This is a genomic window from Geopseudomonas sagittaria, from assembly GCF_900115715.1.
Taxonomy (GTDB): Bacteria; Pseudomonadota; Gammaproteobacteria; order Pseudomonadales; family Pseudomonadaceae; genus Geopseudomonas; species Geopseudomonas sagittaria.
The window spans coordinates 91,527-105,639 of the sequence record NZ_FOXM01000002.1; the positions used below are offsets into that span (position 1 = coordinate 91,527).

Consider the following 14,113-nt stretch of genomic DNA (forward strand, 5'->3'; position numbering starts at 1 on the left):
AGTTTTTTAGGAGGAGCTATGAAAAAGGAACCGGGATGGCCTTATTGGGCGGGGCTTGCCGTAATGTTGTTTGGAGCGGGGGCTGCCTGGAGTCCTCTTTTTTCGAACGCGATTACGTCGGCGAAAACAGTGTTTGAGGTTGTTAGTTATATTTCTACAGCAGTTGCAGGGGTGGCTGCGGTTGCGACTCTATTTGCTTGGAAGAGGCAATTTTTAACGCAGGACCATTATTCTGGGGTAAAGCGCCTTCGTGTTGCCTATTGGGGGCTTAGGAAGATATCGACGCTCTTGACTGACTATGCGTTTTATCACTCTGCATGGGAGGGGGCTCAAGAAAAAGGAGGGGAGGTGAATGAGGTTCTCTCTCAGAAACTTGACGAGAGTTATGCTGAGTGGGCTTCTGCCCAGGCTGCATATTTAAATGCATGGCTAGATGTCAGCGCTTCGTTTTCTGATCGATCTGAGCTGGACAAGTACAGTCCATATGAAATTAAGAAAATATATCCAGGGTTCAAGAACAAGGTAAGGCAAGCTGCATTCGTCTCGGATGACGTTTTTGCTGCATGCTGTTCAGTTGCCTCCAAAGAAAAGCTGGCGCTGGATGAGTATTTCCTTGTGGGGGATAAATTAATTGTCGATCTGATGAAAGGCGCAATTGATTGATGTCGTGGGTTAGCAGATATCTTCTCCATTAATGGGGGACATATGCTGTGAGCGAGCGGTGGCTTTAATCTGGATTGAGGTGTCGGCTCAGTTGAGCAGAGCTGTTGCGGCAGCGCCCTCGCGGCATAGCTGCGCAGAGCGCTGTTGCGGTGGTGCGTGACTGTTATCTGGTCCTGCGATGCCGCTTGAGGCGCGTCTCCGGATCCACGGTCATCCGCCGAGGCGGCAGGGGTTTGACTTCCTCGAAACCTGCGACAGACACGACAGGTACTGAGCTCTGAGCAACCAGCTCATCCAGCCAGGCTGCATCAGCTGCACGACGTGACGGGGTGATATTGCAAATGATCATGGCAATGCCTCCGTGCGATTTTAATTCAACAGCTACTTAGCAATTGTTACGCCACTGTTAATCGAGCTGGGTATGCGGCGCGATTAAGCAGCTGCTGCCGCCGGCTGCCCGATCACTCCACCCTCGAGCCAGACTGCCTGCAGGCCCGGCGGGGTGGCCGCCATCGGCGCCTTCATGGTGCCGGCGATGATGGCGCTATCCAGGGTGCCGTCCTTGGTGCGGGCCATCAGCAGCTTGATGATCTGGCTGCGGCTCGGCAGATCCAGCACGTCGTAGCGGTCCAGCACCACGAATCGCAGGTTGGACAGCGAGGCAATGGCGATGGCCAGCAGCGCGTCGCACCGCCAGCGCTCGGACTCGGACAGCAGGCCATAGGGGCGGCCGCCGAACTCGACGCCGATGTCGCTGCTGATCTGCACCGGCTGCCAGCTGGCGGTGGTGGACAGCTCAGCCAGCAGGGCATTCACCGGGGCGAGCGCGCCGGCCAGGATCTCGGCCGGGATGCCGGTCGGCGCCAGGGCGTCGGCGATCAGCGTCCAGTTCTTCACCGCGGTGTGGTGGCCGGCGGCCTCGGCGATGATCTTGTCGCGGTCGGCCTGGGCGCGGTGGGCCTCCTGCAGGGCCTGCTGCTTGGCCATCAGCCTGTCCCGCTGCTGGCGCAGGTCGTTGATGGCCTGCTCGGCGTTGGCCATGGCCTCCGTCGTTGGGATGCTGGCGGTTTCCGCGTCCAGCGCCTCCAGCTGCACGACAGCGTCCTGCGAGGCCTTCACGTCGCGCTGGTCGTTTGCGACGGTGCGGGACAGGTTGTCGACATAGGTCCGGAACTCCGGAATGCGTTTGGCCAGCTGGGCGTCATCGGCGCCGGCGTCAGCCAGCGGGCCATGCTCGGCGGTGTATCGCTCCAGTAGCAGCTTCGCGCGATCCATCTCCTCGAGGACGGCCCAGGGCGTGGTGAGGCCGCTGTCGGCCGCCCGCACGCCGGCGGTGCGCTGGGCCAGCGCCTGCCAGTCGGCCAGGTTGCGCGCCATGTCATGGACCAGGCCCTGCTTGCCGCCGGCTGCTGCAGCCTCGGCGGCGGAAAGCTGGCCCTGCCAGTGCTCGAGGTCGGCGCTGTCATTGCTCAGCTTGTGCTGGCGCCGTTGCAGCAGGGAGGCTGTCTCCCGCAGTTCGGCGATGCGCTGCTGGCGCTGCTCGGCGGCCGCCAAGGTGGCCTTGTGGCTGCCGATGGTCTGCTGGGCTTCGGACAGATCGAGCTCGACCACGGAAAGCTCGCGGGCGACCGCTTCCAGGTCCTCCGGCTTCACCTCGACGGCGACCGCTTCCGGCTCCCAGCCTTCGGCTTTCTCACTGCCATAGGCCTCGCCGGTGATCGCCTTCCAGGCGCCGCGTGCCTCGCTGGTGTACTCCTTGGCCTGGCCGACGGCGGCATCGAAGCCGGCGCGCAGCATTGGCTTGATCCGCTCGATCAGGTCGGCCCCGGCGCCCTTGTCGGCCAGGCGCTTGGCGATCTCGTTCGGGCTGGCGCTGGCGCCGGTGAGGCCGAACAGCGTGCGGCGGCGCTCCTTCTCGTCCAGCGCGGCGAACTTGCTGGCGTCCAACACGAAGGGCAGGCAGGGCAGGTCGACCAGGGGCGCGCCCTTGCCGCTGGGCAGGGCAACCGCTGCGGATTCCTGTTCGCCGGCGGCGCCCACCCAGCTGACCACCGCCTCGCCTTTCTTGGCGCCCTCGGTGACCAGCTTGGCCATGTCCTTCTTCAGGCTGACGCGGCGCGGCTGGCCGGTGAGGGCCATGCTGATCGCATCCAGTAGGCTCGACTTGCCGGCGCCGTTGAAGCCGGAGACCAGCAGCACCGGCTCAGAAACAGCAAGGGCCGCATGACGCAGCCCTTGGAAGTTGGTGACTTCGATGTTCGAGATTCGCATGGACTGTTACTCCAGGTTGAGCTCCGTAGGTTTCTTCAGGACGCGGTAGAGGTTCTCGTCCGGGTGCGTACCTTCGGTCTCCAGCGCGATGGTTCCGTCCTTCAGCATCAGCAGCAGGACGCGGCGGGCCTCGTCGTAGCTGAGGGCGAAGCGCGACTGCAGGTAGCCGAGGTCGATGGTTTTCTTGCGGGTGACGACGGCGGCCTCCAGATCGGCCAGCGCGTGGCCGCCGAAAGTTTCGCCTGCCGGCGAGCTCAAGGAGTCATCCGCGGTCGTGGTACCTGCATCCAGAGGGGCGTCACCACTCCAGGCGCCGGGCTCCTGCATGTCCTGGTCGCCGCCATTCAGGTCCAGTGGGTTCTGGTCGGGATCCGCCGTCACCTCGTCCATGCCGCCCAGGTGGTCGGCAGCGCTGGCCACCACCAGCAGGCAGACCTTGTTCACCGAGTCGATCAGGTGGTGCCGCTCGGGATTGTGCTGGCTCACCTTGAAGGTGGCCTTGATGCCGTCCTTCACGGCAACCGACTCCAGCATGCCGTCGATAGTGGGGCGGTTGTCCGCGGCCAGGATCCGCACGGCTGCCTTTACCGAGGTGCTGACGCGGCTGGCCAAGCGCTCGATGACGGCGCTCTGTCGTTTCTCGCTCATCTTCGCCCAGACCTCGGGCATGTCGCGCATCTCCTGCAGGCAGCCCTGCAGCAGATCGCGGCCCAAGGTCTCGCTGGCCATCTGCAGCGGGGTGAGCTCCTCGGAAAAGCTGATGTCGGTGAGCAGGGCGGACTCCAGGACATCGTCCAGAGCCTCATCGATGATAGAGCTGATGTGATTCATGCAGGGCTTCCTTACTGTTCGGCGATGCGTTCAAGGGTTTCGAGCTGGGAGTCGCTGAGGTAGGTGCGGGTGCCGTAGCGCTGGAAGTTCACGCGCAGGTCCGCGGCGAACTGTTCTTCCCAGTCGTTGTTGGCGTTGAGTTCGGCCGCACCGAGGAGCGCGGCGAACTCCTCGGTGCGGTCGAAGATTTCCGTGATGGTGCGAGAGGCCATCGGCGCTTACTCGAAGTTCAGCCCGTCCAGGTCGGTGGACTGCTGCTGTGCCCGAGGTTTGGACGCTGGCTTGGCTGCCGGCTCGGTGGCCGCTGGCTCAGACTCGGCGACCTCCTGGTGGTCGCGGATCTCGCCGGTCGAGGTGTCGACGTCGATCGGCTCGTCTTCGGCGTCCGGTACCGGTGGCGGTGCCGGCTCGTCGCTGGCTTGGCCGCGCAGGTTGTCCAGGTTGACGGCGAACCCGCCCTGGCCGTCGGGCTCGGCCTCGATGAAGTCGTGTGCTTCTTCGGCAGTCTGCAGCCCCATCAGCAGCTCGGGTGCGTACAGTCGGCCGAAGAAGCTGGCGCAGCGGTAGCGAAGCATCAGCTCCGGGATCGTTTGCCACTTGCTGCCGTTCTTGGTGAGCCAGCCCTCGTCGACGGCCATCTGGATGGACACGACGGGCGACTCGAGGCGCTCGCCGGTTTCCTTCTCGATCGCCCAGGCCTTGCAGGTCTGGTGGCGGACGGTGATCTTCTTCTTCACCTCCGTCTTGTTGTTGTTCTTCCACTCAATTGCGGTATAGGTCACCTCGGTTGGCTCGCCGGGCACGCTGAGCTCGAAGCGCAGCGGGGAGTAGCGGCCGCAGCTGTTGATCGCGGCGATGATGAAGGCGCTGGACCAGCTCGGCCGGCCTTCAATGATGTGCAGGTTCTGCATCACCATCAGCGGATCGGCGCCCATGCGCTGGGCCATGTTCAGCGCCACGATGCAATTCGGCAGGCCGGCGGCGTTCTGCTCGTAGCCGGTGACCTTGCCGTACTGCTTGACCTCCTTGAAGGCGCGGTAGGCGGTCGGCACCAGGGTAGAGCCGGCCAGCACCTTCGCGGCGCGCTGCATCAGCTCGAAGCTCTGCAGGCTGCCAAAGCCCATGGTGACGGTCGGCATGTTTGCTTCGCGCGGGGCAGGTTCGCGCATCTGCTGCAGGGTAGTGGGCTGGCTCATCAGATCACCTTGTAGTTGTGGGCTTTGCGGTAGTCGGCTTCGGTTGCAACCTCGACACTGCGCACGTCTGCGCCCTTGGCTTTCCGTTCGTGGGTATCGCGCTGCGCCTCGAGGAAGCGGTCGCGGTCGTGGACGCGGTGGGAGGTGATCACCGGCTGGCGCTTGCCGGCCGGATCGACCAGGCGGATGTACAGGTCTTCGGATTTCATGGGGATCTCCGTTCAGTCGTGATAGGGGCAGGTCTTCCAGCGCGGGCAGTAGCGCGCACTGCAGAGGGGGCTTTGTGAGTTGGGCGGGAACAGGCCGGTGCGGAACATGTCCGCCGCGAACTGGATCAGGCCGGGGTAGTCCTCGGTGCCGACCATCAGCTCGCGGGCGCCGATGATTTCGCCGGTACCGGTTTCCGGTTTGCCCTTGGTCTTGAGGCCGATGATCTCGGCCGGCGCGGTGCAGGGCTCGCCGGTGGTGTGTTCGTAGAGCAGCTCGTAGGTGCCGAGCTGGGGCTTGTGGCCCTTGGTCTTTGCGATGCCCTGGCTGGCCGCGGCGCCGCCGGTCTTCACGTCGGCAATGCCGATGCCGTCGCAGTCTCGCTTGATGCGCGCCCGGTCCAGGGTTCCCGTGAGCCGCACGATGACGCCGCCGCCGCAGTCGATCTCCAGCGGCTTGGTCTCCAACTCAACCGCCACGAAGTGGTAGCGGGGGCTGATGTCCAGGCAGTAGCGGGTGTGCAGGGTCAGGCCGGTGGCTTGCGCTTCGCTCGGGGTGAGGTCGGAGCCGCGCCAATCCACGTCGAACTCTGGGTGGCGCAGCGTTTCAACCAGGTGCTCCGCGGCATCGAAGGCCGACAGCTCCTGGCCGGCGATCCGGGCGGCGTCGAAGGCACCGGTGCTGGCGTGGATGGCAGTACCGAGCAGGGCCCGCGGGCTGCTGGGCGACTTGATGCCCAGCAGGTGGATGCCCTGCCACTTGTAGGCGCAGTCGAACAGCGAGCCCCAGGACGAGGCTCGGACGGTGGTGGTGCTGGTCATGTGGGATCCGGTCAGGAGGTGATGGCCCCGGCCAGGCCCAAGGCCATGCAATAGACGGCCATGGACAGGAGGGCGAGGGAGGCGCCGCGCCAGATGGCACGGCGGCGGGCTTTCTGATGGGCGGAGGTCACGACCGCACCTCCCGCGCGATGTACCGGCGTCCGCCGCGGATGGTCAGCGCGCCACGGAGGCGGCAGTCGATGAGCCGTGTTTCCGGCGGAAGCCCCAGCGCCTCTGGCAGCGGCTGGGTGGTGAGCACGGTCACGGTGCGGATCTCGTCGAGCTGCTCGTCAACGATGCTGCGGACGGGGGAAGTGGTCATGCCGCGTCCCCCTTCAGCTGCTGCGTGGCACGCTCGGCGATGAAGCCGGCGCGGTGCTTGTCCATGCAGATCCGCAGGCAGTCGAACGGACCGGCCACCAGGTCCTCGCAGAGCTTGTCGCGCAGGTGTCGCCACCGGCTGTCGGTGACACGGAACAGAGCGGCCATCGCATCGATGATTTCCGCGTGGCTCATCACTCCGTAGGCGTACTCGGCGAACGCCTCGGCGGTGTTCTGGTCGCCCTCGTCGAGCAGCTCGCCGATGCGTCCCTCTGCTTCCTCACGGGCGTAGTCGTGTTCGGGTTCGGCGTGGTCGTAGGCGAACTGGCCGCGGCGCATGGCAGCGGCATTGCGAAGTGCTGGGGTCATGGCGTGCTCCTGCGTGCATGAGTCGACGCACCGCGCTGATGCGGCGACCGATGAAGGCTGGGAATGGGGGGAGGGGGCCGGCAGTGCCACCACGGGGTGCCGGCGGTGATGCAGGGCGCATCGGGGAGTGATCGGCTGGCCGGGCAATCCACCGCTATGCGCGTGGAGGTGGCCACCCCGCTGTTTGCTTCGGCGATCAGCAGATCACTCTCCGATTCACCCTGGCGGGCTCTCGGGGCCGGTTACGCCGGCCAGACGTCTGCTCTGTCGCCACCGGCGCAGCTGCCGGCATGGGGCCTCGTACGGGGCTGGCTTGCGGATTACTCGAACTGCTGGGGCGCATGTCCGCGACCGTGAGCGCGGCTGCCGAGGGTTTCAGCGGCTAACCCCTGCAGCGGGTTTCAGGCATGCCGATCCGCCGGCGGCTGCCCAGCCATCAGGCGACTGCCTGGGGCTGTTGTTCCTTCTCCTTCTGGATCCGTTGGTAGATCTCCTCGCGGTGTACCTCGACTTCCTTCGGCGCGTTGACGCCGATGCGCACCTGGTTGCCCTTGACGCCCAGCACCGTCACGGTGATGTCGTCGCCAATGTTCAGGGTTTCGCCTGCACGGCGGGTGAGGATGAGCATTGCGTGACCTCCTTGGTCGTTGGCTGTTTGCTTCCGGTATGGCCCTCGGTGAAGGCCATACCGTGAAGCGCCCGGCGCAGAGGTCGGGCACCTGGTACCGATCAGGCCGCGCTCAGCTTCGCCGGGCGCACGTTCAGGGTTTTGCCGTCGACCTCGACCTGGGCATACATGCCCTTGCCTTTGCCCGGGCCACGATCGGTCTGGCCGAGGTACTTGCCGGTTTTTTCTTGCTTGCGCGGGTTGCTGAACTTCACGGCCTGGCCTTTCTGGAACTCGCTCATGGGTGCTTCCTTTGGTTGGTGGTTTTCCCAATGGCCGCTGTCTCCAACGGCCATCAGTGAAAACGTCTGATCTTGCTGGGCGCTGTTTCTGGCCACCTGCGCCTGGGCCTGCTTTCGCATCTCGGGGAGCCTGGGGCTCCGACAGTCGGCCACGCTGGTGTGGCTGCCGACACTCATTGATCTAGGGCCATCCGCAAGCTGCTGGCCACGGGGTGAGGCTTCCCCTGTACCGGACTTGGTTACGCCGCAGGTGCCGGCTCGAAGCCTGCGGGTGGGTGGAACTAAAGAGCGGTGAGGCGGTGGTGCTGCCTTCGGCCCTGCTAGGGCCTGCTGTGTGTTCGGTGTTGATGTGAATTTAAGCATTCTGAAAATTTCCGTCAAGATTATTTTTAAGAATACTTAATTTTACAGTCCTCGTTCCCACAAAAAAGCCCGCACGGTGGCGGGCTTCAGATGGCGCTGTTCGGCAGGCTCAGGATCGGTCGATGTACCAGCATAGGCGGACCCGGTCATCGCAGAGGCTGACCAGACGCAGGTCGGTGGTACTGCCCAGCTCGTAGAGCAGGCGCTGCCAGTCCTGCCGGCTCTCGCAAGGCCGGCGGCTGATCGTTACCTCGTGGAGGCGCTGGGCTTGAGGGGATCGGATGGCGTCCTGCACACGGCAGGCGAGGGCGAGGTAAGTGTCTGTTGGGGGCAGACTGGGGAACAGCATCTGAAATTCCTTTTCGTTCTCGAGCGCCGGTCACTCAGCCTCAGGTTTCGTCCAGGTCAGGCGGATGGAACCGTCCTCTTGCGGCGTGGTGGTTACGCTCTCTTCCTCGCTCAGCTGCTCGAGCAGCTGATTCCAGTCGGCTTCCAGCTCATCCGGCGCGCGGGCGATGACGGCCTGGCGCTCCAGCTGCGCGCGCGGCGTCAGGATCTGCTTCTTTATCCGTTGAGCGAGCAGCTCGTAGGAGCTGAGAGGGGTAGGGGCGGTTGCTTTCTTTGCCATGAAGGCATCTCCTTTGCTGTATGCATATACAGTATTTTGATATGGGCATGAGGGCAAGAGGGAGATGGTGTGGAACGGCTGACGCAGAAACAAAAAAACCCGCACGGTGGCGGGGCAAATAGGGAAAACTCTCAGCCCCTGCAGGCTATGCCCCGGGTCGTGAAGGTTTCGTCATGCGGATGTCGGCCCCGCGTGAATCTCAGCGCTGGGTCTGCAGCTGTCCGGAGGCCCAGGCATCTTCGAATTGCTGTCGGGCTTTGCCCTCCCAGGCATGGCATACATCAGCCCGCTGATCCGACTCTGGGTAGATACAGGCATTGGGCGGCAGATAGAAGCGCTCCCAGGCTTTCTCTTTCGCCCGCGCAGCTGCTGCGAGCTCGGCTTGACGGAGTCGCGCAGCCACCTGCTGTCTAGCGCGCTCCTCGGGATTGATCGAGGGCGCCTCCGCATGCAGTTCTCGCCTGGCCTGCTGTTGCTGCTGGATCTTCTGGATGGCGGCTTGGGTTCGCTCGAGCTTCTGCTGAACCCTGCTCTCCATGCCAGCGACGCGCACCTGGTAGACGATGTAGGCGCCAGAGACGGAGATGATCGCGCCAAGAAGCCAGGCGATGGAGGAGAGAGGTTTGCGGGGGCGTCGTGCCATGGGGATGCTTCCGTGCGGTGGTTTGGGAGATTTGTGGCGCGATGGGCTCAGGGTGGCGTAGGGGCTGGGGTGGGGTGTTTTACCGGGGGAAAAATTGGGTCAGAAGCCAAGTTGCTTCAGGTATTCAGAAACAAATATACGGGCCGGATCGGTCAATACCAAATACATTACATGGGCCATCGCTACGCCAACTACCACCACTCCATCGACGGCATACAAGGCCCATCGCTGTGTACATAGCCTACTGTCGAGTGACGGAAAAGCCTTACCGACGACATCCTTCACGGTCGCGTATTCCCGTTCTATCTGTTTACGCTTTCTCGCGATTTCTTGGCCGACAGCGTTCAACGTATGGAGCTGGTTGCGCATGACCAGCCAGATCAAAACGGCGAAAACCCACACTCCCAGTAGCACAGCAGTGTTTCCCCAGAATACTGCATCCACCGTTGAGGTCTGCTTGAGCTGAGTGGCAACGATCACCGTGGCGACAGGTATGCCAAGGATCTGGTTCTGTACGTCGGCAAACACCTTGTGGATTTTGGCCAGCTCCTCGAGCTTGGCCGTCTCCATCTGATCGACGATTTTTTCGTAAGAGAAGTCAGCAACAAAGAGCTTGTACCCCTCGTCGAACTGCTTGAGCACGTCCCCCATGTGCTCCATCAGATGAGCGAAACGTGTCTTCGCAGATACTGCGCTGCAGATGGATCTGATGGTTTTGGAGAGGATCGCCAGCTTCTGCTTGCGATGGGTGTCCTGACCAAATCGGCCTAACAGCTCATTGATGATCGAGAGGTCGACGCCCTGCAGCTCTGCGACACCATAGATGAGCGGAAGGGTGAACTTGCCATCATCCACAAAGATCAGCTCCTGGCTTTCCTTGTCGAGATAGGCAGCACTTTCGGCCAGCAGGCTGATCAACGCCAGTACCTTGTGATAGCGATCCACCACTTCTGGTGGATTTGGATCACCTGTTGACCAGCGGGCGTTGATCAGGAAAAAGCGAGGTGCCTTGATCCGCCCATTCGTGAAGCGCAGGACATCATCGAAGGCGTCTGCCAGCAGCCCAAGACCGATGCGAGGATCGCCTGCCCTGAGCCTGACCTCCATTTCGACACTCAAGTTATCTTCTGAATATGGGTAGCGCAGCTCAAGCCCGAATTCCCTTTGGTCTGCCAGAAGGGTTCGCAGCAGTGTCAGCTGCTTGGCATCGGCAATGATCAAGGTACCGTCTCGGGAGGACGGAGCGAACTCGACCTCCCGGTACAGGGAAATCAGCTGCTTGAAGCGCTGCTCAGTCGTCATCGGGGCGTCTTTCTTCAATCAGCTCTTGGCGCAGGTCATCGGGGATGCCCGACAGGATGATGGTGTCATGCTCCTCATCATAGCGGATATGCCCATTCCGCAGGCCGGAGCGCTCAAACGAGAGCTTCCAGAAAGAGGTCTTGCCTTCGAATTTGACAAGACCTCTTGCTACACGACGGTCCGGAACGAAGCCGTCAGAAAGCCCCAGCTCCTCGTCTGCCAGTTTCTGCTGTAGCGTGTCAGGCTCGTCGGGCCACACATGGTTGGACAATGCCTCCAGGCTCACCGGGGTGTTCTTGTCCAGGTCGACTAGGTACTGATAAGCACGTTCCAGAAACTGGTCACGGGCCTCGCCCTCCAGGTTTCTCTCCGTAGCGAACTGCTCCAGTGCTGCAACCAGCTTTCTGGTCTCTTCGACGGGCTTCAGGATGTCATTACAGCCAAGGAACAGCTTGAAGTAGTCTGCAATATCGCTACGGCCCTTGAGGAAGCTGATGTAGCGTTCAGCATCTGCCTGCCAGGCCGTCAGGTCGATACGGCCTGCCACACGCAAATGGCTCATGTCGAGATGAACGCTGTCGACCACATCCAAGCCTTCCGTGATGGCGCTACCCACCACCTCGGTGACGATAGCTACAAGCAGGTAGCTGGATGTCTCTGTAGTGATCTTGGCGATCAGAACATAGCCGCCGGTAGCCAGGTGCTCCTTCGCAGCCTCAATCCTCAGGCGCTCCATGAGCTGGCCCGAGAAAGCCAGAAAGTCTGTCTCTCCATCCACCAGGTGCTGCCTGAGGTACTTCTGAGTCGGGTACTCATCCTCGTTATCTTCGAAGCGGCCATAGCCTTTCCCGGCCCGCCCGCTGTAGAGCTTGTTCAGGTGGTCAATCAGGCGTTGCACCGACTCGTTGGCCTCCAACGGAGCCGTTCGCAACTCGACCGCTGCCTCCCGCTGGTATTGCTCCTTGATGAGACGGTGAACGATGCAATCCGTAATTTGATTTACTGCCTCTGGCATTTATCCGGCTCTGTATGCGTGTGTTCGATCATTGAGGCTGCAGCCCATGAATTTGATGCTTCCACAGCTCTGCATCATCGTGAGGTTCGTGCCAACCTGTCTGAAGCTCACTGCCCAAAGCACTGCTGACAGGACGGGCAGGACCATTTTCCAAAAGCTCTGAACGCGCCTTTCTCCTCGGTCAGACGAATCTTCATACCTTTGGCATCCCAGCAGCCGGTGCAGAAATTCCCGCTTTCACCTTCGAAGACATAGCTGCCATCCTCGCAAACAGGCTTGCCAGTCTCCCTTTGAGCCAGCTTTTCAGACAGCTGCAGGTTCAGCTCCTTTTGAGCGGCAAGCTGCTCTTTAAGGCCGGCTGCCTCCAGCTTTGCATCAGCAAGGCTGTTGTTCAGGTCTGCCAGCGCCATTGAGAACTCGGCATCTTGTAGCTTCTTGGAAAGCTCGCGAAGCTTTTTGGCGGACTCTATGCTGGCCTGGATTGCGGAAATGACGTCCATTTACTCCTCCCTATATATCCTCTGGATCTCTGCTGCCCAGTGATGACCCGGTAGCGGCGCTGGTATTCCTCGTAGGATAGGCCGGGGTGCGAGCCAGCTCCTCCCGCAGCACCAGCAGCTCGCGCGGCGCTTCGATCATCAGGCGCACCTGGGTGCCGTGGTCGCTGATGTCCTTCACCGTAATTTCGATGCCCTCGGCCTGCAGGGTGCGCAGACACTCCTGCGGGTCGGCGTCAGGGGCAATGGTGATGATCAGTTTTTGGCCGGCTTTGCGGCCGAGTATGAGGGGCATGCTTCGCTTCCTTGCGATGAGGTCTGCGCTACTTCGCGACGCACCGCGCCAAGAGAGCCTGCATCTCGTACACGTCCGCACCGCGGCTGAATTTCTTGATGATCGGGTCGGCGATGCCGGACACCCAGATCTTCAGGTCAGCGTCGAGGTCGAAGTGGCCGGCCGTTTCGACGGAGAAGTTGGTGATCGAGCGGTAGGGGACTGAACGGTACTCGGTCTTCCGGCCAGTGATCCCCTGCTTGTCGACCAGCAGCATGCGCCGATCGGTCAGCACGATCAGGTCGCGCACCAGCTTGTAGCCGCGCAGCACCTGCTCGCCTTCGCCGAGAAGCTTGCCCAGCTCATCACGCACTTCTGCTTCGTCGATCGGGCTCGCATTGCCGAGGAGCCCTCCAAGAATTGCCATCTCGTTCTCCTCGTGTTATCGGCAAGGCGACTCGCACTGCATGCCGTCGTTGTCCATGTGGTATCGCTCGTTGCTGCCTGCCACCAGCTCCTCCCGCAGCACCAGCAGTTCGCGCGGCGCCGTGATGCCAAAGCGTACGTGGTTGTTGTTCTTGATACTGACGACCTCGATATCGATACCGTCCTCGAGGAGACGGAGCAACGCATCTTGCGGGTCTGCGCCGGGATCGATGGTCAGGCGGATTTTCTCGCCGACGCGGCGACCGAGGATGAGGGACATGGTTCGCTTCCTTGCGTTGGGGGTTGTTCTTACCGGCAGGTCGACTCGCAAGGCCCGCCGTCGCTGTCTATGTCGAGCCCGCCGTTGCAACACGGCTCCAAGTTGTTGCAGGCATTATCGCGCCACACCAGCTCTTCCCTCTGCACTCGCACTTCTCGCGGCGCCTTGATTCCCAGGCGAACCTGCTTGCGCTCGAAGTCACTTTTGGTGACGCAGATCTCGATGCCCTCCTCGAGGATCCGCTGCAGCGCTTTTTGAGGGTCGACCGAAGGGTCAATGGTGAGGATGAGCTTCTGGCCGACACGGCGGCTGAGTACCAGAGAACCTTGAGCCATGGTGTCGCCTCTTCGCGTTCAGCTTGATGTTTATCTGCAGAGACTCTCGCAGGGCACGCCGTCGTTATCTTGGTCCAGACGGCTGTTGCCGCACTGCTCCAGTTGGTGTCTTGCTTCGGAGCAGCTGCTCATCTGGCCGCAGGTCTTGCGCGTGGCGCAGCTGTAGCTGGATCCGCCAGCGCTGCCGCCCACTGCGCTGCCGCCACCGGTGCCAGTGCGTCGTTCAGTGATGCTTGCCAAGTCTCGCTGAGCCTGGCGCTGATCCTTGCCGGCCTTGCGCCACTCCCAGGGCGGCATGCGTTCGCTTTCCGGCAGCGCCCACAGGCCGCGCTTGGCTGCCCGGGCTTTGTCCTCGATGCGGATCAGGCTCTTGTCCTTGCTGTACTGGCGATAGACCCATGCCGCGCCCTGGCTGACCAGTTGCGCGTTGACATCGGTACCGCCGACATCGGCCCGGGCAACGGTGCGGCCGTAGCGGTCGGTATCCTGCACCTTCAAGGTTACGTTCTTACCGAACACCAAGTCGCTGAGTGCCTGTTTTGACCTGGTGCCATACGGCTGTTTGGACTCGGGGGTATCAATTTCGGCCATGCGAACCTTCACTTGGCGCTTGGCGTCGGTCAGGCAGGTGAAGGTGTCGCCGTCGTACACGCCGACAACCTTGCAGCTGATGTCAGCAGCCAGGGCCAGCGGGGATGCGAGGGCGAGTAGTAAGGCTGCGAAAAACTTGGAGCGCATGGTGCTTCCTTGCGTTGTTGACGG

At 62.0% G+C, this 14,113-nt stretch carries 22 protein-coding genes; 1 reads left to right on the forward strand and 21 read right to left on the reverse strand.

Translation table 11 applies throughout. The features are described 5' to 3' along the window. Positions 1 to 18: 18 nt before the first annotated feature. Positions 19 to 663: a hypothetical protein gene (locus tag BM297_RS21370; RefSeq protein ID WP_139231001.1), complete on the forward strand. Its 645-nt coding sequence runs from the start codon at positions 19 to 21 to the stop codon at positions 661 to 663. 432 nt (positions 664 to 1,095) lie between these two features. Here BM297_RS21370 and BM297_RS02735 read toward each other — a convergent pair whose 3' ends face one another. From BM297_RS02735 to BM297_RS02835, 21 genes are all read right to left on the reverse strand, one after another. Further along, complete coding sequence (locus BM297_RS02735) at positions 1,096 to 2,934, reverse strand: AAA family ATPase (RefSeq protein ID WP_092428054.1); 1,839 nt, start codon at positions 2,932 to 2,934, stop codon at positions 1,096 to 1,098. A 6-nt stretch (positions 2,935 to 2,940) separates the two neighbouring features. Further along, a complete protein-coding gene (locus BM297_RS02740; RefSeq protein WP_092428056.1) occupies positions 2,941 to 3,765 on the reverse strand; it encodes a hypothetical protein in 825 nt (274 codons plus the stop codon). A gap of 11 nt (positions 3,766 to 3,776) precedes the next feature. Beyond that, positions 3,777 to 3,977 (reverse strand): hypothetical protein, encoded by a 201-nt coding sequence (locus BM297_RS02745; RefSeq protein ID WP_092428058.1) that lies wholly within the window; start codon positions 3,975 to 3,977, stop codon positions 3,777 to 3,779. Between the two features lie 6 nt (positions 3,978 to 3,983). Continuing rightward, a complete protein-coding gene (locus BM297_RS02750) occupies positions 3,984 to 4,961 on the reverse strand; it encodes a recombinase RecT (protein WP_092428060.1) in 978 nt (325 codons plus the stop codon). Further along, entirely contained in the window at positions 4,961 to 5,170 is a 210-nt protein-coding gene (locus BM297_RS02755; RefSeq protein WP_092428062.1) for a hypothetical protein, read from the reverse strand. The genes BM297_RS02750 and BM297_RS02755 overlap by 1 nt, the downstream gene beginning before the upstream one ends. 12 nt (positions 5,171 to 5,182) lie before the next feature. Continuing rightward, complete coding sequence (locus BM297_RS02760; protein ID WP_092428064.1) at positions 5,183 to 5,989, reverse strand: RecB family exonuclease; 807 nt, start codon at positions 5,987 to 5,989, stop codon at positions 5,183 to 5,185. Between the two features lie 127 nt (positions 5,990 to 6,116). Continuing rightward, the gene (locus BM297_RS02765; RefSeq protein ID WP_092428066.1) at positions 6,117 to 6,311 is read right to left on the reverse strand and encodes a hypothetical protein; all 195 of its coding nucleotides are present in this window, start codon (positions 6,309 to 6,311) and stop codon (positions 6,117 to 6,119) included. Next, the gene (locus tag BM297_RS02770; RefSeq protein WP_092428068.1) at positions 6,308 to 6,679 is read right to left on the reverse strand and encodes a hypothetical protein; all 372 of its coding nucleotides are present in this window, start codon (positions 6,677 to 6,679) and stop codon (positions 6,308 to 6,310) included. The genes BM297_RS02765 and BM297_RS02770 overlap by 4 nt, the downstream gene beginning before the upstream one ends. A gap of 436 nt (positions 6,680 to 7,115) precedes the next feature. Then, positions 7,116 to 7,307, reverse strand: coding sequence for a carbon storage regulator CsrA (gene csrA / locus BM297_RS02775; RefSeq protein WP_092428070.1), 192 nt, complete (start codon positions 7,305 to 7,307; stop codon positions 7,116 to 7,118). Between the two features lie 101 nt (positions 7,308 to 7,408). Further along, on the reverse strand, positions 7,409 to 7,708 hold the full coding sequence (locus tag BM297_RS21375; RefSeq protein WP_139231002.1) for a hypothetical protein: 300 nt from the start codon (positions 7,706 to 7,708) through the stop codon (positions 7,409 to 7,411). 352 nt (positions 7,709 to 8,060) lie between these two features. Beyond that, positions 8,061 to 8,300: a DUF1654 domain-containing protein gene (locus tag BM297_RS02785; RefSeq protein ID WP_092428074.1), complete on the reverse strand. Its 240-nt coding sequence runs from the start codon at positions 8,298 to 8,300 to the stop codon at positions 8,061 to 8,063. Between the two features lie 30 nt (positions 8,301 to 8,330). Then, positions 8,331 to 8,579 carry a DUF1654 domain-containing protein gene (locus BM297_RS02790; protein WP_092428076.1) on the reverse strand — a complete coding sequence of 83 codons (249 nt, stop codon included), beginning with the start codon at positions 8,577 to 8,579 and terminating at the stop codon, positions 8,331 to 8,333. 199 nt (positions 8,580 to 8,778) lie between these two features. Further along, positions 8,779 to 9,222 carry a hypothetical protein gene (locus tag BM297_RS02795; protein WP_092428078.1) on the reverse strand — a complete coding sequence of 148 codons (444 nt, stop codon included), beginning with the start codon at positions 9,220 to 9,222 and terminating at the stop codon, positions 8,779 to 8,781. A gap of 99 nt (positions 9,223 to 9,321) precedes the next feature. Continuing rightward, on the reverse strand, positions 9,322 to 10,524 hold the full coding sequence (locus tag BM297_RS02800; protein WP_092428080.1) for a hypothetical protein: 1,203 nt from the start codon (positions 10,522 to 10,524) through the stop codon (positions 9,322 to 9,324). After that, complete coding sequence (locus BM297_RS02805) at positions 10,514 to 11,539, reverse strand: nucleoid-associated protein (protein ID WP_092428082.1); 1,026 nt, start codon at positions 11,537 to 11,539, stop codon at positions 10,514 to 10,516. Before BM297_RS02805 ends, BM297_RS02800 begins: the two co-directional genes overlap by 11 nt. Before the next feature lie 107 nt (positions 11,540 to 11,646). After that, positions 11,647 to 12,039: a hypothetical protein gene (locus tag BM297_RS02810; protein ID WP_092428084.1), complete on the reverse strand. Its 393-nt coding sequence runs from the start codon at positions 12,037 to 12,039 to the stop codon at positions 11,647 to 11,649. A 10-nt stretch (positions 12,040 to 12,049) separates the two neighbouring features. Continuing rightward, positions 12,050 to 12,331 carry a carbon storage regulator gene (locus BM297_RS02815; protein ID WP_092428086.1) on the reverse strand — a complete coding sequence of 94 codons (282 nt, stop codon included), beginning with the start codon at positions 12,329 to 12,331 and terminating at the stop codon, positions 12,050 to 12,052. Positions 12,332 to 12,359: 28 nt separating this feature from the next. Further along, the gene (locus BM297_RS02820) at positions 12,360 to 12,737 is read right to left on the reverse strand and encodes a PH domain-containing protein (RefSeq protein ID WP_092428088.1); all 378 of its coding nucleotides are present in this window, start codon (positions 12,735 to 12,737) and stop codon (positions 12,360 to 12,362) included. A gap of 15 nt (positions 12,738 to 12,752) precedes the next feature. Continuing rightward, a complete protein-coding gene (locus BM297_RS02825) occupies positions 12,753 to 13,016 on the reverse strand; it encodes a carbon storage regulator (RefSeq protein ID WP_092428090.1) in 264 nt (87 codons plus the stop codon). A gap of 29 nt (positions 13,017 to 13,045) precedes the next feature. Beyond that, complete coding sequence (locus tag BM297_RS02830; protein WP_092428092.1) at positions 13,046 to 13,351, reverse strand: carbon storage regulator; 306 nt, start codon at positions 13,349 to 13,351, stop codon at positions 13,046 to 13,048. A 30-nt stretch (positions 13,352 to 13,381) separates the two neighbouring features. Beyond that, entirely contained in the window at positions 13,382 to 14,089 is a 708-nt protein-coding gene (locus tag BM297_RS02835) for a thermonuclease family protein (protein ID WP_092428094.1), read from the reverse strand. Positions 14,090 to 14,113: the final 24 nt, after the last annotated feature.

Bases quoted from the DNA above. Each gene is read 5' to 3' on its own strand.
- BM297_RS02820 (WP_092428088.1), bottom strand. From the start codon at position 12,737: ATGGCAATTCTTGGAGGGCTCCTCGGCAATGCGAGCCCGATCGACGAA.
- BM297_RS02740 (WP_092428056.1), bottom strand. From the start codon at position 3,765: ATGAATCACATCAGCTCTATCATCGATGAGGCTCTGGACGATGTCCTG.
- BM297_RS02790 (WP_092428076.1), bottom strand. From the start codon at position 8,579: ATGGCAAAGAAAGCAACCGCCCCTACCCCTCTCAGCTCCTACGAGCTG.
- BM297_RS02755 (WP_092428062.1), bottom strand. From the start codon at position 5,170: ATGAAATCCGAAGACCTGTACATCCGCCTGGTCGATCCGGCCGGCAAG.
- BM297_RS02825 (WP_092428090.1), bottom strand. From the start codon at position 13,016: ATGTCCCTCATCCTCGGTCGCCGCGTCGGCGAGAAAATCCGCCTGACC.
- BM297_RS02815 (WP_092428086.1), bottom strand. From the start codon at position 12,331: ATGCCCCTCATACTCGGCCGCAAAGCCGGCCAAAAACTGATCATCACC.
- BM297_RS02785 (WP_092428074.1), bottom strand. From the start codon at position 8,300: ATGCTGTTCCCCAGTCTGCCCCCAACAGACACTTACCTCGCCCTCGCC.
- BM297_RS02760 (WP_092428064.1), bottom strand. From the start codon at position 5,989: ATGACCAGCACCACCACCGTCCGAGCCTCGTCCTGGGGCTCGCTGTTC.
- BM297_RS02795 (WP_092428078.1), bottom strand. From the start codon at position 9,222: ATGGCACGACGCCCCCGCAAACCTCTCTCCTCCATCGCCTGGCTTCTT.
- BM297_RS02765 (WP_092428066.1), bottom strand. From the start codon at position 6,311: ATGACCACTTCCCCCGTCCGCAGCATCGTTGACGAGCAGCTCGACGAG.
- BM297_RS02830 (WP_092428092.1), bottom strand. From the start codon at position 13,351: ATGGCTCAAGGTTCTCTGGTACTCAGCCGCCGTGTCGGCCAGAAGCTC.
- BM297_RS21370 (WP_139231001.1), top strand. From the start codon at position 19: ATGAAAAAGGAACCGGGATGGCCTTATTGGGCGGGGCTTGCCGTAATG.
- BM297_RS02735 (WP_092428054.1), bottom strand. From the start codon at position 2,934: ATGCGAATCTCGAACATCGAAGTCACCAACTTCCAAGGGCTGCGTCAT.
- BM297_RS02750 (WP_092428060.1), bottom strand. From the start codon at position 4,961: ATGAGCCAGCCCACTACCCTGCAGCAGATGCGCGAACCTGCCCCGCGC.
- BM297_RS02835 (WP_092428094.1), bottom strand. From the start codon at position 14,089: ATGCGCTCCAAGTTTTTCGCAGCCTTACTACTCGCCCTCGCATCCCCG.
- BM297_RS02800 (WP_092428080.1), bottom strand. From the start codon at position 10,524: ATGACGACTGAGCAGCGCTTCAAGCAGCTGATTTCCCTGTACCGGGAG.
- csrA (WP_092428070.1), bottom strand. From the start codon at position 7,307: ATGCTCATCCTCACCCGCCGTGCAGGCGAAACCCTGAACATTGGCGAC.
- BM297_RS02805 (WP_092428082.1), bottom strand. From the start codon at position 11,539: ATGCCAGAGGCAGTAAATCAAATTACGGATTGCATCGTTCACCGTCTC.
- BM297_RS02745 (WP_092428058.1), bottom strand. From the start codon at position 3,977: ATGGCCTCTCGCACCATCACGGAAATCTTCGACCGCACCGAGGAGTTC.
- BM297_RS21375 (WP_139231002.1), bottom strand. From the start codon at position 7,708: ATGCGAAAGCAGGCCCAGGCGCAGGTGGCCAGAAACAGCGCCCAGCAA.
- BM297_RS02810 (WP_092428084.1), bottom strand. From the start codon at position 12,039: ATGGACGTCATTTCCGCAATCCAGGCCAGCATAGAGTCCGCCAAAAAG.
- BM297_RS02770 (WP_092428068.1), bottom strand. From the start codon at position 6,679: ATGACCCCAGCACTTCGCAATGCCGCTGCCATGCGCCGCGGCCAGTTC.